Source organism: Aureispira anguillae (assembly GCF_026000115.1).
In the GTDB taxonomy this organism is placed as follows: Bacteria; Bacteroidota; Bacteroidia; order Chitinophagales; family Saprospiraceae; genus Aureispira; species Aureispira anguillae.
Genome location: NZ_AP026867.1, coordinates 3,206,976 through 3,227,979, shown reverse-complemented (window position 1 = coordinate 3,227,979; position 21,004 = coordinate 3,206,976). Strand labels below are relative to the sequence as shown.

The 21,004-nt window shown below is 35.0% G+C and carries 19 protein-coding genes; 13 read left to right on the top strand and 6 right to left on the bottom strand.

Annotated features, from left to right (window positions below; genetic code table 11):
• Positions 1-61: 61 nt before the first annotated feature.
• The 6 genes from AsAng_RS12520 to AsAng_RS12495 all read left to right on the top strand — a co-directional run bounded on the left by AsAng_RS12520 (position 62) and on the right by AsAng_RS12495 (position 5,519).
• On the top strand, positions 62-637 hold the full coding sequence (locus tag AsAng_RS12520; RefSeq protein WP_264793132.1) for a Crp/Fnr family transcriptional regulator: 576 nt from the start codon (positions 62-64) through the stop codon (positions 635-637).
• A 103-nt stretch (positions 638-740) separates the two neighbouring features.
• Positions 741-1,892: a hypothetical protein gene (locus tag AsAng_RS12515; RefSeq protein ID WP_264793131.1), complete on the top strand. Its 1,152-nt coding sequence runs from the start codon at positions 741-743 to the stop codon at positions 1,890-1,892.
• A gap of 64 nt (positions 1,893-1,956) precedes the next feature.
• The gene (locus AsAng_RS12510; RefSeq protein ID WP_264793130.1) at positions 1,957-2,529 is read left to right on the top strand and encodes an RNA polymerase sigma factor; all 573 of its coding nucleotides are present in this window, start codon (positions 1,957-1,959) and stop codon (positions 2,527-2,529) included.
• A gap of 44 nt (positions 2,530-2,573) precedes the next feature.
• Entirely contained in the window at positions 2,574-3,227 is a 654-nt protein-coding gene (locus tag AsAng_RS12505; protein WP_264793129.1) for a hypothetical protein, read from the top strand.
• Between the two features lie 368 nt (positions 3,228-3,595).
• Positions 3,596-4,279 carry a hypothetical protein gene (locus AsAng_RS12500; RefSeq protein ID WP_264793128.1) on the top strand — a complete coding sequence of 228 codons (684 nt, stop codon included), beginning with the start codon at positions 3,596-3,598 and terminating at the stop codon, positions 4,277-4,279.
• A gap of 262 nt (positions 4,280-4,541) precedes the next feature.
• Positions 4,542-5,519, top strand: coding sequence for a TlpA disulfide reductase family protein (locus AsAng_RS12495; protein ID WP_264793127.1), 978 nt, complete (start codon positions 4,542-4,544; stop codon positions 5,517-5,519).
• A gap of 305 nt (positions 5,520-5,824) precedes the next feature.
• Here AsAng_RS12495 and tgt read toward each other — a convergent pair whose 3' ends face one another.
• Entirely contained in the window at positions 5,825-6,955 is a 1,131-nt protein-coding gene (gene tgt, locus AsAng_RS12490; RefSeq protein WP_407655333.1) for a tRNA guanosine(34) transglycosylase Tgt, read from the bottom strand.
• A 127-nt stretch (positions 6,956-7,082) separates the two neighbouring features.
• Between tgt and AsAng_RS12485 the strand changes: the two genes are divergently transcribed.
• The 3 genes from AsAng_RS12485 to AsAng_RS12475 all read left to right on the top strand — a co-directional run bounded on the left by AsAng_RS12485 (position 7,083) and on the right by AsAng_RS12475 (position 10,476).
• Positions 7,083-8,156, top strand: coding sequence for a glycosyltransferase (locus AsAng_RS12485; RefSeq protein WP_264793125.1), 1,074 nt, complete (start codon positions 7,083-7,085; stop codon positions 8,154-8,156).
• A gap of 79 nt (positions 8,157-8,235) precedes the next feature.
• A complete protein-coding gene (locus AsAng_RS12480) occupies positions 8,236-8,844 on the top strand; it encodes an RNA polymerase sigma factor (RefSeq protein WP_264793124.1) in 609 nt (202 codons plus the stop codon).
• 111 nt (positions 8,845-8,955) lie between these two features.
• On the top strand, positions 8,956-10,476 hold the full coding sequence (locus AsAng_RS12475) for a leucine-rich repeat domain-containing protein (protein ID WP_264793123.1): 1,521 nt from the start codon (positions 8,956-8,958) through the stop codon (positions 10,474-10,476).
• 10 nt (positions 10,477-10,486) lie between these two features.
• Here AsAng_RS12475 and AsAng_RS12470 read toward each other — a convergent pair whose 3' ends face one another.
• Together AsAng_RS12470 and AsAng_RS12465 are read right to left on the bottom strand one after the other, a co-directional pair.
• Positions 10,487-11,428 (bottom strand): TerC family protein, encoded by a 942-nt coding sequence (locus tag AsAng_RS12470; RefSeq protein WP_264793122.1) that lies wholly within the window; start codon positions 11,426-11,428, stop codon positions 10,487-10,489.
• A gap of 141 nt (positions 11,429-11,569) precedes the next feature.
• Positions 11,570-12,499 (bottom strand): hypothetical protein, encoded by a 930-nt coding sequence (locus AsAng_RS12465; protein ID WP_264793121.1) that lies wholly within the window; start codon positions 12,497-12,499, stop codon positions 11,570-11,572.
• Between the two features lie 351 nt (positions 12,500-12,850).
• Here AsAng_RS12465 and AsAng_RS12460 point away from each other — a divergent pair, with 351 nt between their 5' ends.
• Complete coding sequence (locus AsAng_RS12460; protein WP_264793120.1) at positions 12,851-13,681, top strand: mechanosensitive ion channel family protein; 831 nt, start codon at positions 12,851-12,853, stop codon at positions 13,679-13,681.
• Between the two features lie 277 nt (positions 13,682-13,958).
• On the opposite strand, the gene AsAng_RS12455 is transcribed toward AsAng_RS12460, so the two are convergent.
• The 3 genes from AsAng_RS12455 to AsAng_RS12445 form a co-directional block, all read right to left on the bottom strand.
• Entirely contained in the window at positions 13,959-15,290 is a 1,332-nt protein-coding gene (locus tag AsAng_RS12455; RefSeq protein WP_264793119.1) for a vWA domain-containing protein, read from the bottom strand.
• A gap of 290 nt (positions 15,291-15,580) precedes the next feature.
• Complete coding sequence (locus AsAng_RS12450; protein ID WP_264793118.1) at positions 15,581-16,201, bottom strand: SanA/YdcF family protein; 621 nt, start codon at positions 16,199-16,201, stop codon at positions 15,581-15,583.
• A gap of 349 nt (positions 16,202-16,550) precedes the next feature.
• Positions 16,551-17,117, bottom strand: a complete 567-nt coding sequence (locus tag AsAng_RS12445; RefSeq protein WP_264793117.1) for a GNAT family N-acetyltransferase — start codon at positions 17,115-17,117, stop codon at positions 16,551-16,553.
• Positions 17,118-17,685: 568 nt separating this feature from the next.
• On the opposite strand from AsAng_RS12445, the gene arsS reads away from it, so the two are divergent.
• The 3 genes from arsS to AsAng_RS12430 all read left to right on the top strand — a co-directional run bounded on the left by arsS (position 17,686) and on the right by AsAng_RS12430 (position 20,853).
• Complete coding sequence (arsS, locus tag AsAng_RS12440; RefSeq protein WP_264793116.1) at positions 17,686-18,738, top strand: arsenosugar biosynthesis radical SAM (seleno)protein ArsS; 1,053 nt, start codon at positions 17,686-17,688, stop codon at positions 18,736-18,738.
• Positions 18,689-19,195: a hypothetical protein gene (locus AsAng_RS12435; RefSeq protein WP_264793115.1), complete on the top strand. Its 507-nt coding sequence runs from the start codon at positions 18,689-18,691 to the stop codon at positions 19,193-19,195. Before arsS ends, AsAng_RS12435 begins: the two co-directional genes overlap by 50 nt.
• A gap of 257 nt (positions 19,196-19,452) precedes the next feature.
• Positions 19,453-20,853 (top strand): TlpA family protein disulfide reductase, encoded by a 1,401-nt coding sequence (locus AsAng_RS12430; protein ID WP_264793114.1) that lies wholly within the window; start codon positions 19,453-19,455, stop codon positions 20,851-20,853.
• Positions 20,854-21,004: the final 151 nt, after the last annotated feature.

Genomic DNA, 21,004 nt, shown 5'->3' with positions numbered 1-21,004 from the left:
TTATAAATAATAAAAAGCCTCTTCTACAACTGTGGAAGGGGCTTTTATACTATAATTTGCAATGGACTATATAAAAAAACTCCTTCAGACACATTTACCCTTAAAGGAGGAAGAGTGGGAACTGTTTAGCAAACATTTGGTTCTCCATGAATTTGAGGCAAAGTCTTTGATCGTTAGGGAAGGGATGATTGCTCATAATATTTATTTTATAAAAACGGGTTTAATGCGTAGCTATTACCTAGAAGATGGGAAAGAAATTAATACCTATTTTTCTTGTGATGGAGCCTTGATGACTGTATTTTCTAGTTTTATCACCCAAAACGCATCGTTAGAATGTTTGGAAGCCATAGAAGATACTATCGCTTACAGCTTATCCCATCAGGCGCTCTATCAACTTTATCAGCAGTTTCCAAAATTTGAACGATTTGGGCGAATACTAGCCGAAAAAAATTACCTCTGTATTTTAGATCGAACGCTTTTGATGCAGTCCAAGACGGCTAAACAACGTTATTTGGACTTTATTGAAAATTCTCCAGAAAAACTGGTTCAAAAACTCCCTTTGTATCAAATTGCAAGTTTTTTGGGCATTGCCCCAGAGTCATTGAGCCGAATTCGAAGGGAACTTCTTGAGCCCTAATGATTCACTTTAAGTTGTTTTTTGAAAATTATTTTTTCGTTTTGCGAACCTTTTCTTTTTGGCGGGGTATTACGGCAAATTAGAAACTACAAAACAAAAAAATATGAAAGTTATCCTTGGGCTATTAATGCTTATCGTTTGTTATTTTACGGTTACTTTACAAGCACAATCTGCCAAACCCGAAAAAGTACATTCTATTGTAAAAATATACAAAGGCTATGAATGGTATTCGGAACAACACGAATTATGGAAAAAAGAACTGGCACAGCACCCCAATAACCCCGCAGGTTGGTTAAATTATTACACAGCTACTCGAATGGCTAAAATAGGCGCTCCAAGTTCGGACATAAGAAATACTTGGTTTGAAAAGATGGGGCAGGTAGTGGAAGAAATGAAAGCAGCAATTCAAGGCACGTATGAATACTATTATATTCAAGCTTATCACGATATGGACGATGAGGGGATTAATCATGCTTTAAAAGCCTATGAAATGGATCCTAATCGCCCTGATGTTTATGATGAGCTAATGACTCATTATGAGTTGACAAGAAATAAAACCAAACTCAAAGAAATTGCTAAAAAGTGGTTGGCTTCAGGCGATTTTTCTCCTACGGTTCTAATTTGGAACTATAATATGCTGAATAGCACAGAAAAAAATGCCATCTTAATTACGATGGGGGACAATGATACTTATCCTTCTTTGGTCTTACAATATGCAGAAGGAATAAGAGAAGATGTTGTGGTGCTTAATAAAAGTCTAGCCTTAAAAGAAGATTACCGAAATGCATTGTTCAAAGAGTTGGGCATCCCTGCGCTAAATGGTGAAATAAATGATTATAAGGAAATTGTCAATTATGTGATTGAGCATAAAGGAACACATCCTCTGTATTTTGCGTTAGGAGGAAATCCTGCTAAATTGGGAATGCAAGATAAACTGTTTAATGTTGGTTTGGCGATGCTTTATTGTGAAGATGGAGCCAATAGTACTTCTTTATTGATCAAAAATTTTGAGCAGAACATTATGTTGGATCATCTCAAATGCTCGATTTATAAAGAAGAGTTTCCATCTGAAATACAACGTTATAATGTGTTGTATATTCCAAGTTTGCTAATGTTATACAAGCATTACTTATTGACCAATGATCTCAATAAACAAGCTGAATTAAGAACCTTAATTTTAAAAATAGGAACAGATTACGATCAGCGGGAAAGAATTCTTGAGGTTTTAGCAGATTACGAATCAAAAACTAAATAATAATGAATTCGCTAGAGGTACTAGGGGGGCTTTGGAAAGCGTCCCTTCTAGTACAATTTGGGATATGAAAAAGTACACAAATATATCTGATGAAGAACTCATGCGGCATGTTCAAAAAGGCGTAGAATGGGCCTTTAATGAGTTGTATCAACGATACAGCCAGCGAATTTTATATTTTTTGTATAAAATGCTCAAACAGGATGAGGCTAAAGCCCAAGATTTATTGCAAGATGTTTTTCTGAAAATTGTTGAGGCTCCTGAAAAATTTGATGTCAACCAAAGCTTCAAAACATGGATTTTTACAGTGACTGCCAACCATTGTAAGAATTATTTTAGAACACAAAAACGGTCAATTGTAGAGTTAGGGGCTACTTCTAGTAGGGAGGGAATAGAAAAAAAAGACGAAGGACTAAATACAGAAGCATTTCATCAGAAACTAAACGAAGCTTTGATGGACTTGCCTTATAAATATAGAGAGGTGTTTATTTTAAAATACAAAGAGGGGTTGCAATTAAAAGAGATTGCGCTGGTGATGGAATGTCCATTAGGAACCGTAAAATCTAGACTGAGTAGTGCAACCAAATTATTGGGAAAACGGCTAGCTCAATATAAAAAGGATGTTTTAAGTAATTATTGAATGAATTTATCAATTATCGGAGTATTAAATTATAAAAAATTAGAATGGATTTGCATGATTTATTAGAACAAAAAGCGTTTCAAGATTTAGATCAAGAGGAACGAGCATTTGTTTTGGAGCAAATGACAAAAGAGGATTATGACACAGAACGAATGGCAATCCTAGAAAGCCAAGCGTTTTTTGTTATTGACGAACAAAAAATACAAGCCAATGCAGCTCCTAATAAAGCATTGTTGGCATTGAGGAATAAACAGCAGAAAAAGCCAATGATTTGGACGGTTTTGTTGGCGTATAAAATCCCTGCTTGGCAAGCAGTTGCAGCAACATTATTGGTTTTCTTTTTAGCGCAGCATTTAGGAACCAATCGTTCTAAAGATGCTGCTATTTTGGCGCACCAGAATTTGATTGATACGGTATTTGTTGATAAATATATTACTCAGATTAAAGAGGTGGTACAGCCTTCGGATACCATTATTAAAGTGGTGTATAAAGTATTGGATCGAGAACCCGATACACTTGATGCTAAGGTACTAGCCAACACATCTATTGAGCGTACGGGACCTATTGCAAGGCTTGAACGTGGAGGAATGGATGCAAACGAGATGGATCAGGTATTGCAATATTGTAGCAATGCTTCTAGCGAACCTATTAGTAAGGATACTTTTTTGCAAGGCTTGAGCAACAATATCATTTTTTAATTGGGTTGAAGATAAACAGGATGCCTACCTTTTCTACGCTACCCGATGGTTTTTAATACTAAATGTTGGATTTTAGACTCCCATTATAACGTAATGGGAGTCTAAAATTTAAGCGTATGAACGTAGTGATCGAGTAGGTTGATCTAATTATGGCTCAGTCTAAAAATAGCTAAAAGCTAGTCCAATTTTAAGGTCTATAAAAATGTTGGGCAATGAAAAAATATTTAGAAGTTATTGGAAGAGAAGGTGTTGGTGGGAAAAAATATATTGAGTTGGCAATAAGAAATTAACATTTCGTTTAAGGATATATTTATTTTAGAGTGGTATGTTTATTGAAAATATATTAAATCACTCTAAAGTAAAAAGTAATGAAACAATTATTGCTCAATTCCCTTTTTGCCATTTTGGTACTTTGTTCTTGTGAAAAAAATTCAAAAATCGATGAAATAACTAATGTAAAAACACTCGTAAGTTTAGAAAAATCAACTACCCAAACAGAAGGTATTAATGTAAATAGTAATGGGTTTGTATTTGAAGTAGGTCAAACAGAAGAATTTTTAGTCGATAAAATGGAGACAGGTTTTTCGGCTTATAAAATGACTTGTATTCTTGATGAAAACGGTGTCTTGAATATTTCAAGAGAAGAAATTTTTATGGAGTTAGAAGATGAAGTTGCACTTGGAGAAAATATGATTATTGCTCCAATACAACTAACAGCTCAAAATTTAGATGGGTATAAGGCTACTTTTGATGCAGAGATATTGTCAACTCTTAGATTTATTCCTTTTGATCCTAACGATGATGTAATTGAAGCTTATACAGGAGGAACTGTTGCGACAACAGCAATAACTTGTTCTTGTGTAAACACAGCTCCTAGTTCTAGCAATGATTGCGAGCCTACAAAAGTTATGAATATACATACAGGAAAAATATCAATTAGGTGCAGAGGTTGTGCAAGATGCGAATCCAACGAAAGAACTTTTCAAGCTAGAATGATTGTCAGTATCAGTAATGGAAGTAGCCCTATAAAACAAATAAAGTTCATTAATTAGTCATAAATTTTCACATTAATAGGACTTTGAGATTTCCAAAGTTCTATTTTTTAATATAGATGTTATGGGTAAACTATATTTAGTTATTTTGATGTTCTTTCCATTTTTATTGACGGGGCAAAATGATAGTCTTTTAATAGAAGATATTGTTTCCCAAACCATTAAAACAGTAAAATCAATTCATACCATAGAATACGAAATTGAGTGCAAATTTAAACCTATGGATCGTATAGATACCACTACTACTAAATCTTTTTGTTATGTGGAAAATAATGCCACTGATACACTTTTTTCGAGGTCTTTCTATGTTGATACAGATGCAATTTCTTATTTATATTTGGGGGATTCTCTTTTTCAAAGACAGAAAAAAAAATCTACAATTACTTCTTTTGAACAAAGGAGGATTGATCTCTTTGATTTTATAGACTACTTTTTAGATGGTTGGTTAGTTCATACTATTATAGATGGAGCATTTATTCATAATATTGATAAAGAGTACATTGGTAAAGCAAAAGTATTAAACCAAGTTTGTCATAAAATCACCTACTCTACTTACAATGAAGAGGATGCCTCTCTTGTAGTGATGACCATTTATATAAATGTAGAAGATTATTTGCCTGTTAAATTTGTTACTACTTTTGAACACATGGGATTAGTTCAGTTTACTGAAAAGACAATTTCTTCTTATAAAATTAATAAAAAACGGAAGTACTTTTCCAATTTTTTTGAAGGAACTCGTCATGTTGCAAGTATTCCTGATATACTAGAATATCCCCCCAATAATAAGAGCCAAAAATCCTTGCTGTTTGAATCTGCTTATAATAAATTAGGCATTCTAAAAACCATTGATGAAGTAACTATTGATACGTTAGATCTAACAAATAAGGTAGTATTAATTGATTTTTGGTACATGGGATGTCCTCCTTGTTTAAAAGCGATTCCTATTATTAAAAAAATACAGGGCAATTATAAAAAAGAAGATTTGATTATTATTGGTATCAATCCTTTTGATTCAAGAAATAAAAAACTACTAAAGCATTTTCTAGCCAAAAATGATATGACCTATTCTATTGTTTTAGGTAATGGAGAATTGAGCCAAAATTTTAACACAAAAAGCTATCCTACATTTGTATTATTGGATAAAAATGGAATTATTCAATTTGAACAAAAAGGATATGATGAAAATTTATATTCAACTCTCACAACTAAAATAAACTCAATATTAAAATTAGAAAATTAGCAAAAAAAATTTCCCTTTGCTAATTCAAATTGCTAAAACAATTTTTAGTATTCCTCTGCCAATATTAGCGTAGCAGAGTGATGTTTTTCTGGATACTCAATAAAAAAAAGCTTTCAGTATACACCAAAAGCCTTTTGCTACTTATTTAATTCTCAAAGGCATTAAAAAGCGAAATAATTAGCTGTAATATAAATAATATTCTAATGTATTAGTCCGCTTCTCCGCCATTTAAAGTTTAAGATTTCAGGTCATGCACCTCAAATAGATATTCTCTAGAAGAATCTTTGTAATCAATTCAAAAAGTCTTACAAGCGTTGATCTAACTTGGGAACCATCTCATTTTTCCAAGCCAAGAAGTCACCAGCCAAAATGTGCTTGCGAGCTTCTCCAACCAACCACAAATAAAACGACAAATTATGAATAGAGGCAATTTGTGGACCCAACAATTCACCAGCAGCAAAAAGGTGACGGACATAAGCTTTGGTATAAAAGCGAGAAGTAGGGTTCGGTGCTTCTGGATCAAGAGGAGAGAAGTCATCTTTCCATTTTGCATTTTTTAGGTTCATTTTGCCATTTTTGGTATAAATGAGAGCATGACGAGCATTTCTAGTAGGCATAACACAATCAAACATATCCACTCCCAAAGCAATACACTCCAATAAATTGGCAGGAGTACCAACCCCCATCAAATAACGAGGTTTTTCTTTGGGCAAAATGCTACAAACCAAGTCTGTCATTTCATACAAATCTTCATGAGGTTCTCCGACAGATAACCCACCAATGGCGTTTCCTACACTATCATAACTGGCAATTGTTTCTGCCGATTGTTTGCGCAAATCTTTGTAAACAGAACCTTGGACAATCGGGAACAAAGCTTGCTCATAACCATATAGAGGTTCTGTCTCGTTAAAACGAGTCCAACAGCGTTTTAACCAACGATGTGTCATGTGCATAGAGCGTTTGGCATACTTGTATTCACAGGGGTAAGGCGTACATTCGTCAAATGCCATGATAATATCTGCGCCTATTTTTCGCTGAACATCCATTACATTTTCTGGCGTAAAAAGATGCTTAGAACCATCAATATGAGAAGCAAAAGTAGCTCCTTCTTCCTTTATTTTGCGTCGATGTGCTAATGAAAAAACTTGATAGCCACCACTGTCTGTCAAAATGGGCTTGTCCCAACCGTTAAATTTATGCAAGCCGCCTGCCTGCTCTAGTATATCTGTTCCAGGACGCAAGTAAAGATGGTAGGTATTGCCGAGTATGATTTGTGCTTTAATGTCATTGGTCAATTCATGTTGATGTACTCCTTTTACCGTAGCAACAGTACCTACAGGCATAAAAATAGGGGTTTGTATATCGCCATGAGCAGTATGTAAGCATCCCGCTCGTGCATTCGAGTGGGGATCGTTGGCCTCTAGATCAAATTTCATCTTCATAACTCATTTTTTTAGTCGTAAATTGTGAGTTGTGGATTGGGAGTTTTATTTTCGAACAAACAAATAAGAACCAACACGAGACAAATCACAAATGGGTATTTTTTTTATAATATGGTACGCTATGGCAGCCATCCAAATTGGATATTGGGGGATTGTTTTTCAGCGATTGGCTTGGTACAAAACACCTCCAGTAGATGCCAAATTATCTTTTCCAGCAGTATCTATTGTGATTTGTGCCAGAGATGAAGCTGCAAATCTACAAAAAAACTTAGAATCTATCCTAAAACAAGATTATTCGATCTTTGAAGTTATTGTGGTAAATGATGATTCTAGTGATGATACATCGGCTGTATTGGCAAGATTATCAGAGGAATATTCTCATCTTAAAGTAGTACAGATAGAACATAAAAAAGTAAAGGGCAAAAAGGCTGCGCTAACAAGAGGCATTCAAGTTGCGAAATATCCTTGGTTGTTGTTAACCGATGCGGATTGTATTCCCAATTCTACTCATTGGATTACAAAGATGTATCAACAGGCTCATGCTACCAATAGTGCCATCGTATTGGGATATGGTCCTTATCAAATAGAAGAAAGTTGGTTGAACCGTTGGGTGCAATTTGAAACCATCTATGTAGCCATTCAATATTTTTCTTTTGCCTTGTGGAAGGAACCTTATATGGGAGTGGGGCGCAACTTGATGTATCCCAAAAAATTATTTCTTCAAAATCGAGGTTTTGAACAACACCAACATTTAATATCGGGAGACGATGATTTGTTTGTCAATGCAGCAGCAACAAGCCAAAATACAACCATTTGCTTGGAGTCAGATAGCTTTATGTATTCAACTGTACCAACCTCTTGGGGAGCTTTGTATCGACAAAAGAAAAGACATTATTCGTCAAGTAATCATTATAAATTAAAACATAAAATCTTGTTGGGATTACTTTCTAGCTCCCATTTGTGTTTTTATTTAGGATTCTTTATCTTTATTGGTGCAAATGTTTGGAATTGTGCAATAATAATGATACTTATACTAAGAACTTTTCTGTTGCATACCGTGTTCTTTAACTATCTAAAGAAGATAAAGTATATTTCATTTTTTAAATATGTTTTACTGCTAGATGTTTTACTTCCTATATATTATCTTATTTTTGCATCGACACTGGTAGAACAAAAAAATAAAACTTGGAAATAAATAGTATGGATTGATTTGGGTGAGGAGTGAGGAATTGTAATGATTATTTGTCAGTAAATGGTTAAAATAAGCAGAGTGAATGAATAAAAAATTATCAGATAGAGCGTTAGAAGATTTTGAATTGGTGCGTAAAGCGGTTGATGCCAACAATCAATTGGCTTATGCAGAATTGATGGAGCGTTATCGAGATTCTATTTATCATACCATGTTTAAAATGGTACATAATCACGATGATGCAGAAGATTTGACAATAGAAGCATTTGGAAAAGCCTTTAGAAAATTGCATACTTATACGCCTAATTATGCTTTTAGTACTTGGCTATTTAAAATAGCAACCAATAATGGGATTGATTTTTTGAGAAAAAAACGTCTAAAGTTACTTTCTATTGATGATCCATTAGAAAAGGACGGAGAGCAAGATTTTTCCAACAACCTAAAATCATCTGCCTTAGACCCAGAAGAGCGTTATATTCGTCAGCAACGCAAGCTTATTATGCGTACGCTATTGAACAAATTGAGCGATAAATATCGCATTATGATCGAATTGCGCTTCTTTGAGGAGCTGTCTTATCAAGAGATCGCAGAACAACTAAACTTGCCTATTGGCACTGTTAAAGCTCAGTTGTTTAGAGCAAAAGAATTACTCTATGATGTACTAAAAAAGAGCAAAGCAGGAAATGCTTTGTAGTGCTTGTTTGCCGTTTATTTTTTTAAGAATGCTAGATTGTGTGAAACTATAATCTAGCATTTTTGTGTTATGTAATAGGCTTTTATCACAACTTCATGACTGACTAACGCTATGGAAAAAAGTATTGCCTTGATCTGTCTGGGATTGGTTTTTCTTAATGTTTATTTATTCACCAATGAAGATCGAGCGTTGTATCAACAATTCAAAGATCAAACGAGCATCACTGCCACGGTTAGTTTGTTGGATAAAATAGCGCCTTGGGCAGATCGTTTTTCTCAGCTCAAATCAATGCATTTGAAAGTGCACCAAACGCAAATTCCTGAAGCATTAGGACGGTTTACCAACTTGGAAAAATTAAGTGTTTCTGTACTGTATAAAGGGAACAAAACGCTTGTTTTGCCAAAGTCAATAGGCGCTTTAACTCAATTAAAAGTCTTGAATTTGCAAGCCTGCAACATTAAACAATTACCATTTGAAATTGGACGGCTTAATTTACTAGAAGAAGTTTATTTAAATAACAATGAATTAGAGTATTTGCCAGAGGAAGTTGCTAATTGGACGGCTTTAAAAAAAATAGACTTATCGCATAATAATCTAGTTCGTTTACCTACTGGCGTTGGGAGTTGGACGGAACTAGAGGATATTTTCTTAAATAATAATCAACTCAAATCTTTACCCAATGAAATTGGAAGTTGGAAAAAAATAAATTACTTGTATCTCAATACCAATCAATTGGAAAGTTTGCCCAATAGCATTAAGAATTTGACGAATTTAAAGGGGCTTTATATTGAATCGAATCAATTCAAAGGCATTTCGATAGAGGTGGCACAGTTAGAAAGATTAGAGGATATATTAGCAAAGAGAAACCAAATTGATTCGTTGGTAAATGTAGACAAATGGAGGCTTCCTAGGCTCAAGCACCTAGATTTGTCCTTTAATAGGTTGGTGAAATTGCCTAGCTCAATTCAGCAACTTAAAACACTAACTTCTTTGCAATTGAATAGAAATTGGCTTGAAACATTACCTTCATCTATAGGGCAGTTAAAAGAGCTAAAGACATTGAGTGTCGCTAATAATGGATTAAAAGAATTACCCCTTGGGATGGGGGAATTAAAAAGCTTAAATCGCTTAAATTTGAGAGACAACCATTTGACGGTTCTGCCTTCCGATTTTTGTGCATTAAGCCAATTGGAAAAGCTAGATCTTAGCAATAATCAATTAAAAAAACTGCCAGCTAACTTAGGAAATCTTCAAGCATTATACGAATTGAACCTGAACAATAACCAACTCAGAATCTTACCGACTAGTCTTGGTGATTTAAAAAGGTTATTCAGTTTATATTTAAGAAGTAATCAATTGATAGAACTGCCAAACTCTATTGGTAACTTATCAATGTTGAGTGCATTGGATTTAAATTACAATAGATTGATATTACTTCCAGAAACAATAGGCGGATTAAAGCAGCTCAAGACTCTTGAATTGACATCCAATAGGCTTAAGACTTTGCCGACTTCCATTGTTCAGCTAAAGAAATTAAAAACCTTATCCATTGAACAAAATGCCAACCCAAACTATTACAATATGGTAGATGAATTACAACATGCTTTGCCATCTACCATTATAGAATACTAGAAAAGAGAAACTAATCATTCTCCATTTCATTGATCGTTTCAGGAGTCACTGTAACCTCAACAGTGGTGTCATTAGTAGGATCCAAGTTGTATAAATCACGTTCTTTGGCCTCTTGCAATGCTCCTTTAAGTTGTACTGGCTTGCCACTTTGTCTTACCTTAATATTAAGTAATTCTACCGTAAGCGAGAAGAAAATGGCAAAATACATATAACCTTTTGGAATGTTTACGTTTTCAGGCATTAAATGAGCACTGTGTGCACCTTCTACGACCAACATAAAGCCAATTAGAATCAAAAAAGAAAGCCCCAATACTTGTATCGAAGGATGTTTGTTGACAAAACGGCCAATTGGTCCTGCAAATGCCATCATAATAATCATAGAAAATACAACGCCTAAAACCATAATAGGGAGCGGATCGTAAAGACGACTAGGATCAGACAACATAGGGGTACGGGCAATATCTTGGGTTAGTCCTACGGCTGTTAGGATAGAGTCAAAGGAAAAAACGATATTTAAGACACAAATTTGCAAGATAATATTACTCAATGTGTTTTTGGCACTCCGCTCGCCTTCATTAGATTGGTTGACTCCCTCCAACTTGTGGTGAATTTCAGTAACGGACTTGTAGAGTAAAAACAGTCCACCAAACATCAAAATCAAACTTTGCCCAGTTACCTTGGCATGCATACCAAAAATATGCGGCTCAAACAAGGGGTCTTGCATGGCAATAATGATGGTAATTCCAAATAATAGGATAATTCTTAGAATCATAGCCAAGAACAAACCTATATTTCGTGCTTTGGGCTGTTGATTGAGGGGGAGCTTGTTGGCAACAATAGATATAAAAATGATATTATCAATTCCTAGTACAATCTCCATTAGCGTCAACATTCCTAAAGAAACCCATGCCTGAGAAGTACTAAATAATTCTGTAATTGCTGCAAAATCCATTGGTTGATATTATGTAAGGTGATGTTTTGATGAAAGGTTAATAGAAAAGCAAATGTAAGAGTTTTTTTAGTAAGGAGTAAAAAAATAGAATGAATTGTCTGCAATTTGTCAAGGACAGTTTTTTACCCCTTACTAAATCAATTATTGATAACTGGCTTTTAACCCACGAAGTCCCATATCTACTACCGTTTCTGTAGTTCCTGTGCTAACATCAATATCTAATTTGCCGTTTCCGTTGCTGTCTACCCACTCAAAACTTTTGTTGGTAGAAAAGGATAGCGTTACGATAATATCTTCTGTTTCATTACCTGTTATTTCTAAGGCATTTCCATCAAAAGTACCCGTTACGAGACAAGAACCAGAGGGGGTAGGGGCGGTTGAACTAATGGGATTGACAACGGTTGTTCCAGGTGCAGCACCTGTATAAATAGCATTGGCACTATTGTATGGGCTGCTAAGGTCTGTTTCAAAAGCCCAATAACCTTGGAGTTTATTGGCATTGACACTTTTGGTTATATTCTTTGGCGTAATACTGTTGATGTAGGTATTAAAACCAACAAATGAAGCAATGGTTCCTTTTTGATTGGGCAAATTAATTGTTCCCGAAGGCCAGGTGGGGACATTGTTAATGTCGTAATATACGTCATAGTTCTGGTAGCTCACGGATACCCGAATATACTCATAAGTACCTGCTGCTATATCTTTGAGTGGCACTTCATAGAATGTTTCCCCTTCTTTTTTGATGATTGCTTCATTAAACTTAATCGCATTGTCGCCTCCTGCGTTTGTTTCAGGACCATGATAAACGACAGGACCAGCATTAACAGGGGTTAGCGAATTGGGCACTAATTCTATTTTATGGGCACTCATTCCATTAAATTTGGGGTGTTGACCAGCATGACCTGCTGGCATAGGAGCTGTTTGTGCCAATGCGTTTAGTCGGGTTTGGGTGGAGTCGAATTTTAATTTAAATATCAACTTAGCATCGTTGTTGGGGGTGATCGGAGGAGATGGTTCACAGGCTGTAAATAATAGACCGCAAGCCAATAAAGAGAACAGGATGATCTTCATAATTTATAATTAAAATAGTTTAAAAATGAGAAGGTTATTAGGGCAAAAGATTTGTTGCTGATTTGTATTGGAAGATAAAATTAGACTAAAAAATAGAAAAAAGTAAGTATTATTTCTGTAATAAAAAGCCACAAAGAACAAATTTTGGCATCATTTTTAACATGACTTTTTGTGCCTCCAATAGACTCGCTGTAGTTATTTACAAAAATAACACCATAAATATAAGTACGGTTTGCTATCAAAAAAAACCTCATATATCCTATGGTAAGTAAATAAAAGTTTATACTTTGGCATATTAATACCCCCCTCCTTTAATTTTATAATTTTACTTCATTTAAAATTCATAAACTAATGAACGGATTTTTATTCTTGATTGATTTTGATATCATGACCTTTTTGCAAGGGGAAAGCTTTTTAAGTGCGCTTAAATCTTTTGCGCTTGCTATTATTGTTTGGATCGTTGGATCAATGGTTATTGGTCGAGCAGTAAAGCTAATTGCTGCTGCAATGCAGAAAAGTAAAATGGATGAATCTTTACGCCCATTTTTAGTTTCAATGCTTAGTGTATTGTTGAAAATTCTATTGTTATTAGCAGTGGCGAGTACACTGGGGATGGAAGTTACCTCTTTTGTTGCGATTTTAAGTGCTGCGGCTTTTGCTGTAGGTATGGCATTGCAGGGAGGTTTGTCAAATTTTGCAGGTGGAGTAATGATTTTATTATTCAAACCATTTAAGGTAGGAGACATTATTTCTGCTCAAGGGTTTACTGGTGGCGTTAAAGAGATTCAAATCTTTAATACTATATTATTAACACCAGATAATAAAACAATTATTATTCCTAATGGACCATTGTCTAATGGAGCAATAGAGAATTTGACCATGCAAGACACTCGTCGGGTAGACATGACTTTTGGAATTGGTTATGGAGACGACATCAACAAAGCTAGACAAGTAATTCAGGAAGTATTGGCTGCTTGTCCTCATGTTATTGATCCCGAAAAAACAGATGTTTTTGTCTCTGAATTGGGAGATAGCTCTGTGAATTTTGCTGTACGCCCTTGGACAAAACCAGCGCATTGGTGGGATGTGTATTTCTACATGCATGAAAATATTAAGAAAGAATTTGATAAAAATAATGTTGGCATTCCTTATCCAACAATGGATGTGAATGTTCTTAAATAAGGATATAGCTATTAGTTACATAAAGAATGGGTTGGTGATTGCTTTTCATCAGCCCATTTTTAGTTTAGGATGCTTCCTAAGTAATGATTTATTGCACTAAATGTTAGATTGTTTCACACTTAGGTTTTAGACTCCAACTAAGTTATAAGAGGAGTCTAAAATCTAGTTGTGAAACAAAAAGAGCTAACCCAATTTTAAGATTTACCAAAATTGTCGAGGAGAGCAAAAAGCGTCTTTAGCTGTAAAAAACGAATCCTTAAAATTAAGGACTTTGATGTTATGCAAACTGCTTGGTCATTTTTACTTTTCGTCCTGGCAAAAAGTCCCAAGTATCCTCACTAATGCCTTGGCTAGTAACCATCCACAAAATTGGCTTTCTAGAAATTATATTGGGGGCTGGAGCATAGCCATCGGTAAAATAGACAATAGCATCTGGTAGGTATTTTTCATTGGCAAACTCGATAGGAGCATTGAAGTCTGTGCCACCTCTACCACTAATTAATTCTGGTGGACGTCCTGTATAACTGTATTGATTGTGGATATGCGTATCGCATTCTACAACATAGATTTCGGCTCCTTGTTTCCAAATATGATATAACTCTCCAAAAAATTCTCTTAATTCATCCTCATTGACAGATCCAGAAGTGTCAATAGCAACTAAGATTTTTTGTTTGCACTGAATTTTGATACCTGGAGTTGTACCATAGCGTTTAGACGGTCTACGAATGGTATTTTTGAGTCGAGTTCTACTGCTGCTAGCGGTAAAAATGCGTAAAATTCGGCGCCAATTTACATTGGGCTTGAGTGATTCAACCAATAGGTTGATATATTGTTGTAATCCACCAGGCAATTTACCATAATCTTTGGGCTTGATTCTAGAAACAGAATTAATAATGGATTCATTAATCGCTGCATCAATCATTTTTTGTTCGGCACTAGATAAGCGCTCAAATTCATCCCAAAATTTATGTTGATCTAACTGTTGGTTATTTTCATTTTCCATTAGATCCTTTAGGCGGTTTTGAGCTTGATTGAGCCCATTTTGCTCTTTGTCATCACTCTGCCCACTGCTAGATTCACAATTTTCGTTTTCTTCCTCGTCACTATCATTACCTTGCCCGCCACCATCTTGCTGCATGTCTTCTAACTCTTCTGCTAAGCGCTTGTAATAATAATCGATACTCTGCCCTCGATTAAGTTTAAATTCAGGAAAGTCTTCCATACGAATGGCATCCTCTGTCAATTGTTCGGATTTGATATATTGATTGGCAGCCAGATCGGAAGCAATCCCAAACAGTTTTTTATTTCCAAATTCTGTAAAACGCAAAGCATGTTTGAAGACAATATGCAAAATTTGGTGCTTGATGGCTCCATAGCGTAAATCTTTAGTTGCTGCATCATCGCCAGGAACTTTGAGTGTATTGTCCCAATATTGAGGGTTGACAATTAGCTTAATCATTTGATTGGTACTAATTGTTGTAGCAATAGACTCGGTTCTTTCAGAAACGTCTTTGAGAATACTTGTAAAAAAGTGCCCATAAAATGTTTCTTTTAACATGAGTTGGATGCTCGTTTTGGCTACCTCATCTAATATACGTTGGTTACTCATTTTCTGTATTGAAAAGTGATATATATAGGTTTACAGATAAAAATGCTTTCTTAGGAATAAGCACTTATTATCCACAAAATATTTAAAGTTATGGAACCTAATGTAAATAGCTGTAAAAATAATGGAAATTTCGTTAAAATGTTCAAGCCTTGTTGCTTTTTCTAGCTATTTCTTGACGCTCTCATTGATAATATGGGAAATCGCTCCATATTTATGAAACATGAGATATAAAGATTAGGACTAAGAAAAAAAACACAGAATGCTTTACTTTGAAAGCCTGCTAATGAGCCTCAAATTTTAATTGGTTTTCCTAAGAATTTGGGTTCTACGCCCAATAATAAATCCAAATAAACTTTTACACGGGCAAACTTTTCTCTAATCATTACCTTAATGCCTGCACGAGTAGAGACATCTTGTGCCGAAAAGCCAATGGCTTCAATGCCTTTGTAGTTGGCAATAAAAATCGCTCTTTCATTATGAAATTGTTGAGAGATAACCGTTATTTTCTTCTGTCCAAAAATTTTTAGACTACGAACAACAGAGTCTAGTGTTCTAAAACCAGCATAATCTAAGACGATTTTAGAGGCAGGGATGCCCTTTTTTATTAAATCCTCTTTCATATCTGTGGGTTCATCATAGCCTTTTTTACTGTTGTCGCCGCTCACCAAAATAAGATCAATTTTTTGTGCCTGAAAGAGTCGAACAGCAGCTTCTATTCTATATTTGTAATAGCGATTTAAACGACCATTTTTTAGATATTTAACCGTGCCCAATAACAAACCTACTTTATTGTAAGGAATCGTTTCTGTTGATTGATGCAACTGTTTAATGGTGCTTGCTTTTATCGAAAAATCAGCCCCGAAAATGACTAAAACTAGTAGCAGTAAAGCACTTATAGAAAGTAGAACCATTTTTTTTAAGCCTTGAAGTTTGTTTTTTGTACACTTAGCTTGTCGAACCATAACAATGATTTAGATTAACAACGAATAGTTTACTCTACCTGACGGTTTTTTAAATTTAACAGAATGGGCTTTTTCTAGCTCTATCTTAGATCTTAGATCGTTTCACTCTTAGACATTAGATCCCAATTACAACTTAATTGGGATCTAATGTCTAATTTCTAAGAGCAAAGCGATCTAAAAATAGATAGAAGCTGCCCCAATTTTAATTTTTACAAAAATCATAGGGTAGAGAACGAATAGTTAGTTTAAAAGAACAAAAAAACGTACAAAACAAAATAGTTATGAATCTGCCGAAAAATTAGCGTTTAGTTTTTGGTTGATCTAATGATTGATTGGTAATTAAATAGAGAACATGTCGCCTTAGCGGAGAGTCGGGGGCTAATAAAGGGTGATCAAATTCATCTATCTTACGCATGCCTATCTTTTGCATAATACGCTCTGAAGGGCTATTAATAGTAGCTGTAAAAGAATAAATTTTATCCAATTGTAATGTTTTAAAACCATATTCTAAACAAGCTAGGGCACCTTCTGTTGCCAAACCTTGGTTCCAAACACGATGATCTAAGCGCCAACCAATTTCTACACAAGGCGTAAAGTTACTCTTAAATGTTGGACGCATAAAACCAATATAACCAATGAATTGATTGGTTGCTAATAAATCAACAGCATAAACCGAAAAACCATAATCTTGATACTGCTGGATAATTCTATCCATGAATTTTTGGGTCGCTTCCTTGCTTAATGTATTGGGGTAATAACGCATGACTTCAGAGCTTGCATTGATTTGGGCAAAGGGGGCTAGGTCGCTCTCTTTCCAAGTTCTTAGACCAAGGCGTTCTGTTTGTATCAGGTAATGTTTAGACATGGTTTATTACTTATTGTTATAAAGGCGATTTAAGGAAGGATAGAAATCAAAGATAAAATTTCTGGGATGCAAATGAAGAATGGTTCTTTGATAAATCGTAGGCTCACGTAGTAACCACGCAGAACCCAGCTTGCTGGCTCACGAGTGATAACGAGCTAACCTAGCAGCAAAGCTAATCGTGTAGTAAACATTAAAAAAGGGTAAGCTTTTTTAGGTTCTAAGTCGTATGTCCTGTATTTACAGGAACTAAGCATACGACTTAGGACCTATAACTTATAACAAAAGTAGTAATAAGCAGGCAAGATAGTTTACTATTCCACATAATTTGTCAAAGAACCTGAAGAATTACCAAGTACAAAGTACTAAACCTTTTAACTAAACCTTTGTTTAATACTGTTATTAATACTATTTTTGATTAGACCTATTGTAATCGGTGCGCTCTAATGCTAAAAATACGATTACAATAATGAATTGAGCTAAGTCGACACAGCTTAGTTATCACTGACAAAATAAGACTTATACCCTTGTCTGTATTACAAAAAATTTTGTCAAGAAAAAATAAGTATACATGAAATTACAAACGTTAAAAAAACGTGGGAGCAAACTGGCTACTCCAAATATTCAAATTGCTATTTTGGAGGAAACGACTCCTCAGGTAACTAAGTTTGAGCATAAATTGCAAGACATAAATTTAATGCCATTTAAACCTACCAAATTAGAAATATTTCAAATTAATGTGGGGTATATGTGCAATATGACTTGTGAGCATTGTCATGTAGATGCAGGGCCGACCCGTACCGAAATTATGACCAAAGCAACCATGCAACATTGTTTGGATGCAATCAAAAAAGCCAAAACAACTACGGTTGATATTACTGGAGGGGCGCCAGAAATGAATCCAGATTTTCAGTGGTTTATTGAGCAAATTCGAGCGATTAGTAAAGATATTGAAATTATTATTCGCAGCAATTTGACAATTTTGGTTTCCAACAAAGAATATCGAACCTACCCTGAATTTTTTAAGAAACACAACTTAACAGTTATTGCTTCTTTGCCTTGTTATACCGCAGCCAATACAGATAAACAACGGGGAGATAAGGCATTTGTGCGCTCTATTGAAGCCTTGCAATTGCTCAATGAATTGGGATATGGAAAGGAAGGAACAGGGTTAAATTTACACTTAGTGTTTAATCCTGGAGGAGCAAGCTTGCCTGGTAATCAAGCAGGGTTAGAGGCAGATTATAAACGGGTATTAAAAAAGGATTTTAACTTAGAATTTAATAATTTATACACCATTACGAACCTTCCAATTAGTCGATTTTTAGATTATTTGTTGAAAGAGGAAAAGTTTGACGACTATATGCAGTTGCTATTAGAGTCATTTAATCCAGCGGCCGCAGAAAGTGTTATGTGTAGAAATACCTTATCGGTTTCTTGGGACGGTTATTTATACGATTGTGATTTTAATCAGATGTTGCAACTGCAAGTAGAAAAATCAGCTCCTCAGCATATTGAAAATTTTGACCTTAAAACACTAGAAGAACGCAATATTATGTTGGGGCAACATTGTTATGGCTGTACAGCAGGAGCGGGATCTAGTTGTCAAGGAACAGTGGCTTAGTTATTATGGAGAAGGATTAAAACAGGAAACCACCAAATCATATAGAATGAGTAGTTTTGAGAAAAAAAATATCATGCCGCCAAAAGTTCAGGCAGCAATTTTTGGGGCAATGATCGTTGTAGGTATGTTAGGGGCTGCTATGGTAGCAAAAGAACCCTTAACAATATGGATGATGGGTACATCTTGTTTATTGTTATACTCTATTTTAAATAATGGGTTGAGTTTTTTTGCTAACGATTACAAAACCTATCTAATACATTCTATTTATGGGTTTATGTTTATGCTAATTGCTGTAATAGGGATTGGAACACTTTGTTCTGGTTTAAGTGTATTTGAAGCTGGGGGATATAGAAATATTCTAATTATAATACTTATTGCCAATTTTATTTTTATTGCTATGATTATAACCATTAAGGGCTTAATCAGTGTAATTGCAGAGAAGGATAAGCGGCTTTAAAAAATTAGCAGGCTACTAATAAAAAAACTTTAAAGCAAAAATGTATCTTTGAAGTTTTAATCTCCCTAACTAAAAGCCTATGATTAGGCTTAAATTTTCATTACTCCGTGGGTCGCTTGTAGTGGGTTGGTTACTAGGTTGATGTGTTTTTTAGACTGTTAGTTTGTTAGCCACTCCACAAATACAAGGCAGTTTTTTGCTTTTTTACAAAAAAGGAAGGAATACACGGGGCATTAATTTTATAACTCCAAAAAAAAATGATGCGTACTTGGACTATTTTACTGCTGGGTTGTTTGTTGGCTCTAGCTTGTAATAACTCTAAATCAACAACTACCAAATTGGCAAAATCTATCGTTTTAGAAGTTAAAATTGCCGATACTACCAATACCATTGACAGCCTCAGATTATTTGCATGGAAGGATATTCAAGCAGAAGAAATAGCAGTGCAAGCAGTTACCAAATCTAGCGCTGGTATTGGTTGTACTTTTGAATTGGGGCAACAGCCTAGAGGTATGTATTATTTAGGAACTAGTTTACGGGATTTAAAACCTATGCTGTTAGGAACAGAAAAAGCCTTGATGTTGGAGGGAAAAACGGCTAAGGTATCAGAGTTGAAAATCGTAAATAGCCCGCTCAATAAAGAATATGAAAATTTGATGAAGCGAGTACAAGGTCATAACGAAACGTTTATGACATTGATGACCGATTACAATACAGCAAAAGGAGACAAAGCAACGAGAGATAAAGTCAAAAAAAGAATGGGTGAGGAGGATTTAGCAAAAAGAAAATTGCTGGATTCTTTGCGCCAAAAAAATTCAGAATTAGCTCGAATTATGGCTTTTAATGCGTTTCAGAGTTATCAAAATAATGGAAAATCAGGACAGGTAGAAGGTTCTTATTTTGCCGAATCTTATTTTGACTTTGTTGATTTTAGTGATACTGTTTATGCAAATTTGCCTTTCTATTATGAAAACATCAAAAACTATGCTACTGCATTGACACAGATTGGCTTGAAGGGCAACCAACAAGTAGCGGCTTTAGATAGCTTATTTACAAAAGTAAAAGAAGAAAACCGCTTGTTCAAACCAACACTTGTTGGGGCTATGTTTGGTATGATGGGACGGAACAACCAAGTATTCTTAAAATATGGAAAAATTTACTTAGAGAAATTTAAGGGCGATTATCCTATGTTGGATAAATTTGTAACAGAGCAGGTCACTAAATTGAAAGGGGCTGCTGGTGTTGGAGAAGTTGCCACGAATATCAAAGGCAAAACACCTAAAGGAAGCACTCTATCCTTAACAGATCTTAGAGGAAAATATGTACTGATTGATTTTTGGGCAAGCTGGTGTGGTCCTTGCCGTCGTGAAAATCCTAATGTCGTGCGTTTGTACAATAAATACAAAGACAAAGGCTTTGATATTTTGGGCGTTTCTTTGGATAATAGCAAAGCAAAATGGGAAGCCGCAATCGCTAAAGATAAATTAACTTGGCATCACATTAGTGATCTTAAAGGCTGGGCTTCTGAATTGTCAAAACCATATGGCGTTCGAGGAATTCCTTATACTGTATTGGTCGATAAAGAAGGTAAAATTATTGGTAAACGCCTAAGAGGGGCTTCGCTAGAGGCTAAACTAAAAGAAATTTTTGGCTCTTAGTGGTTGATGACTAATATACTAGTTGGAATTTGTTTCCAGATAAAATTGGCGCATTAGTAATAATGCGCCAATTTTTTTTCTTGATTTTAACCTAAAAAGTTAAAAAAAATAGTTTTACCATAGGGGAATTAAGCAGGATATTCCCTCTATA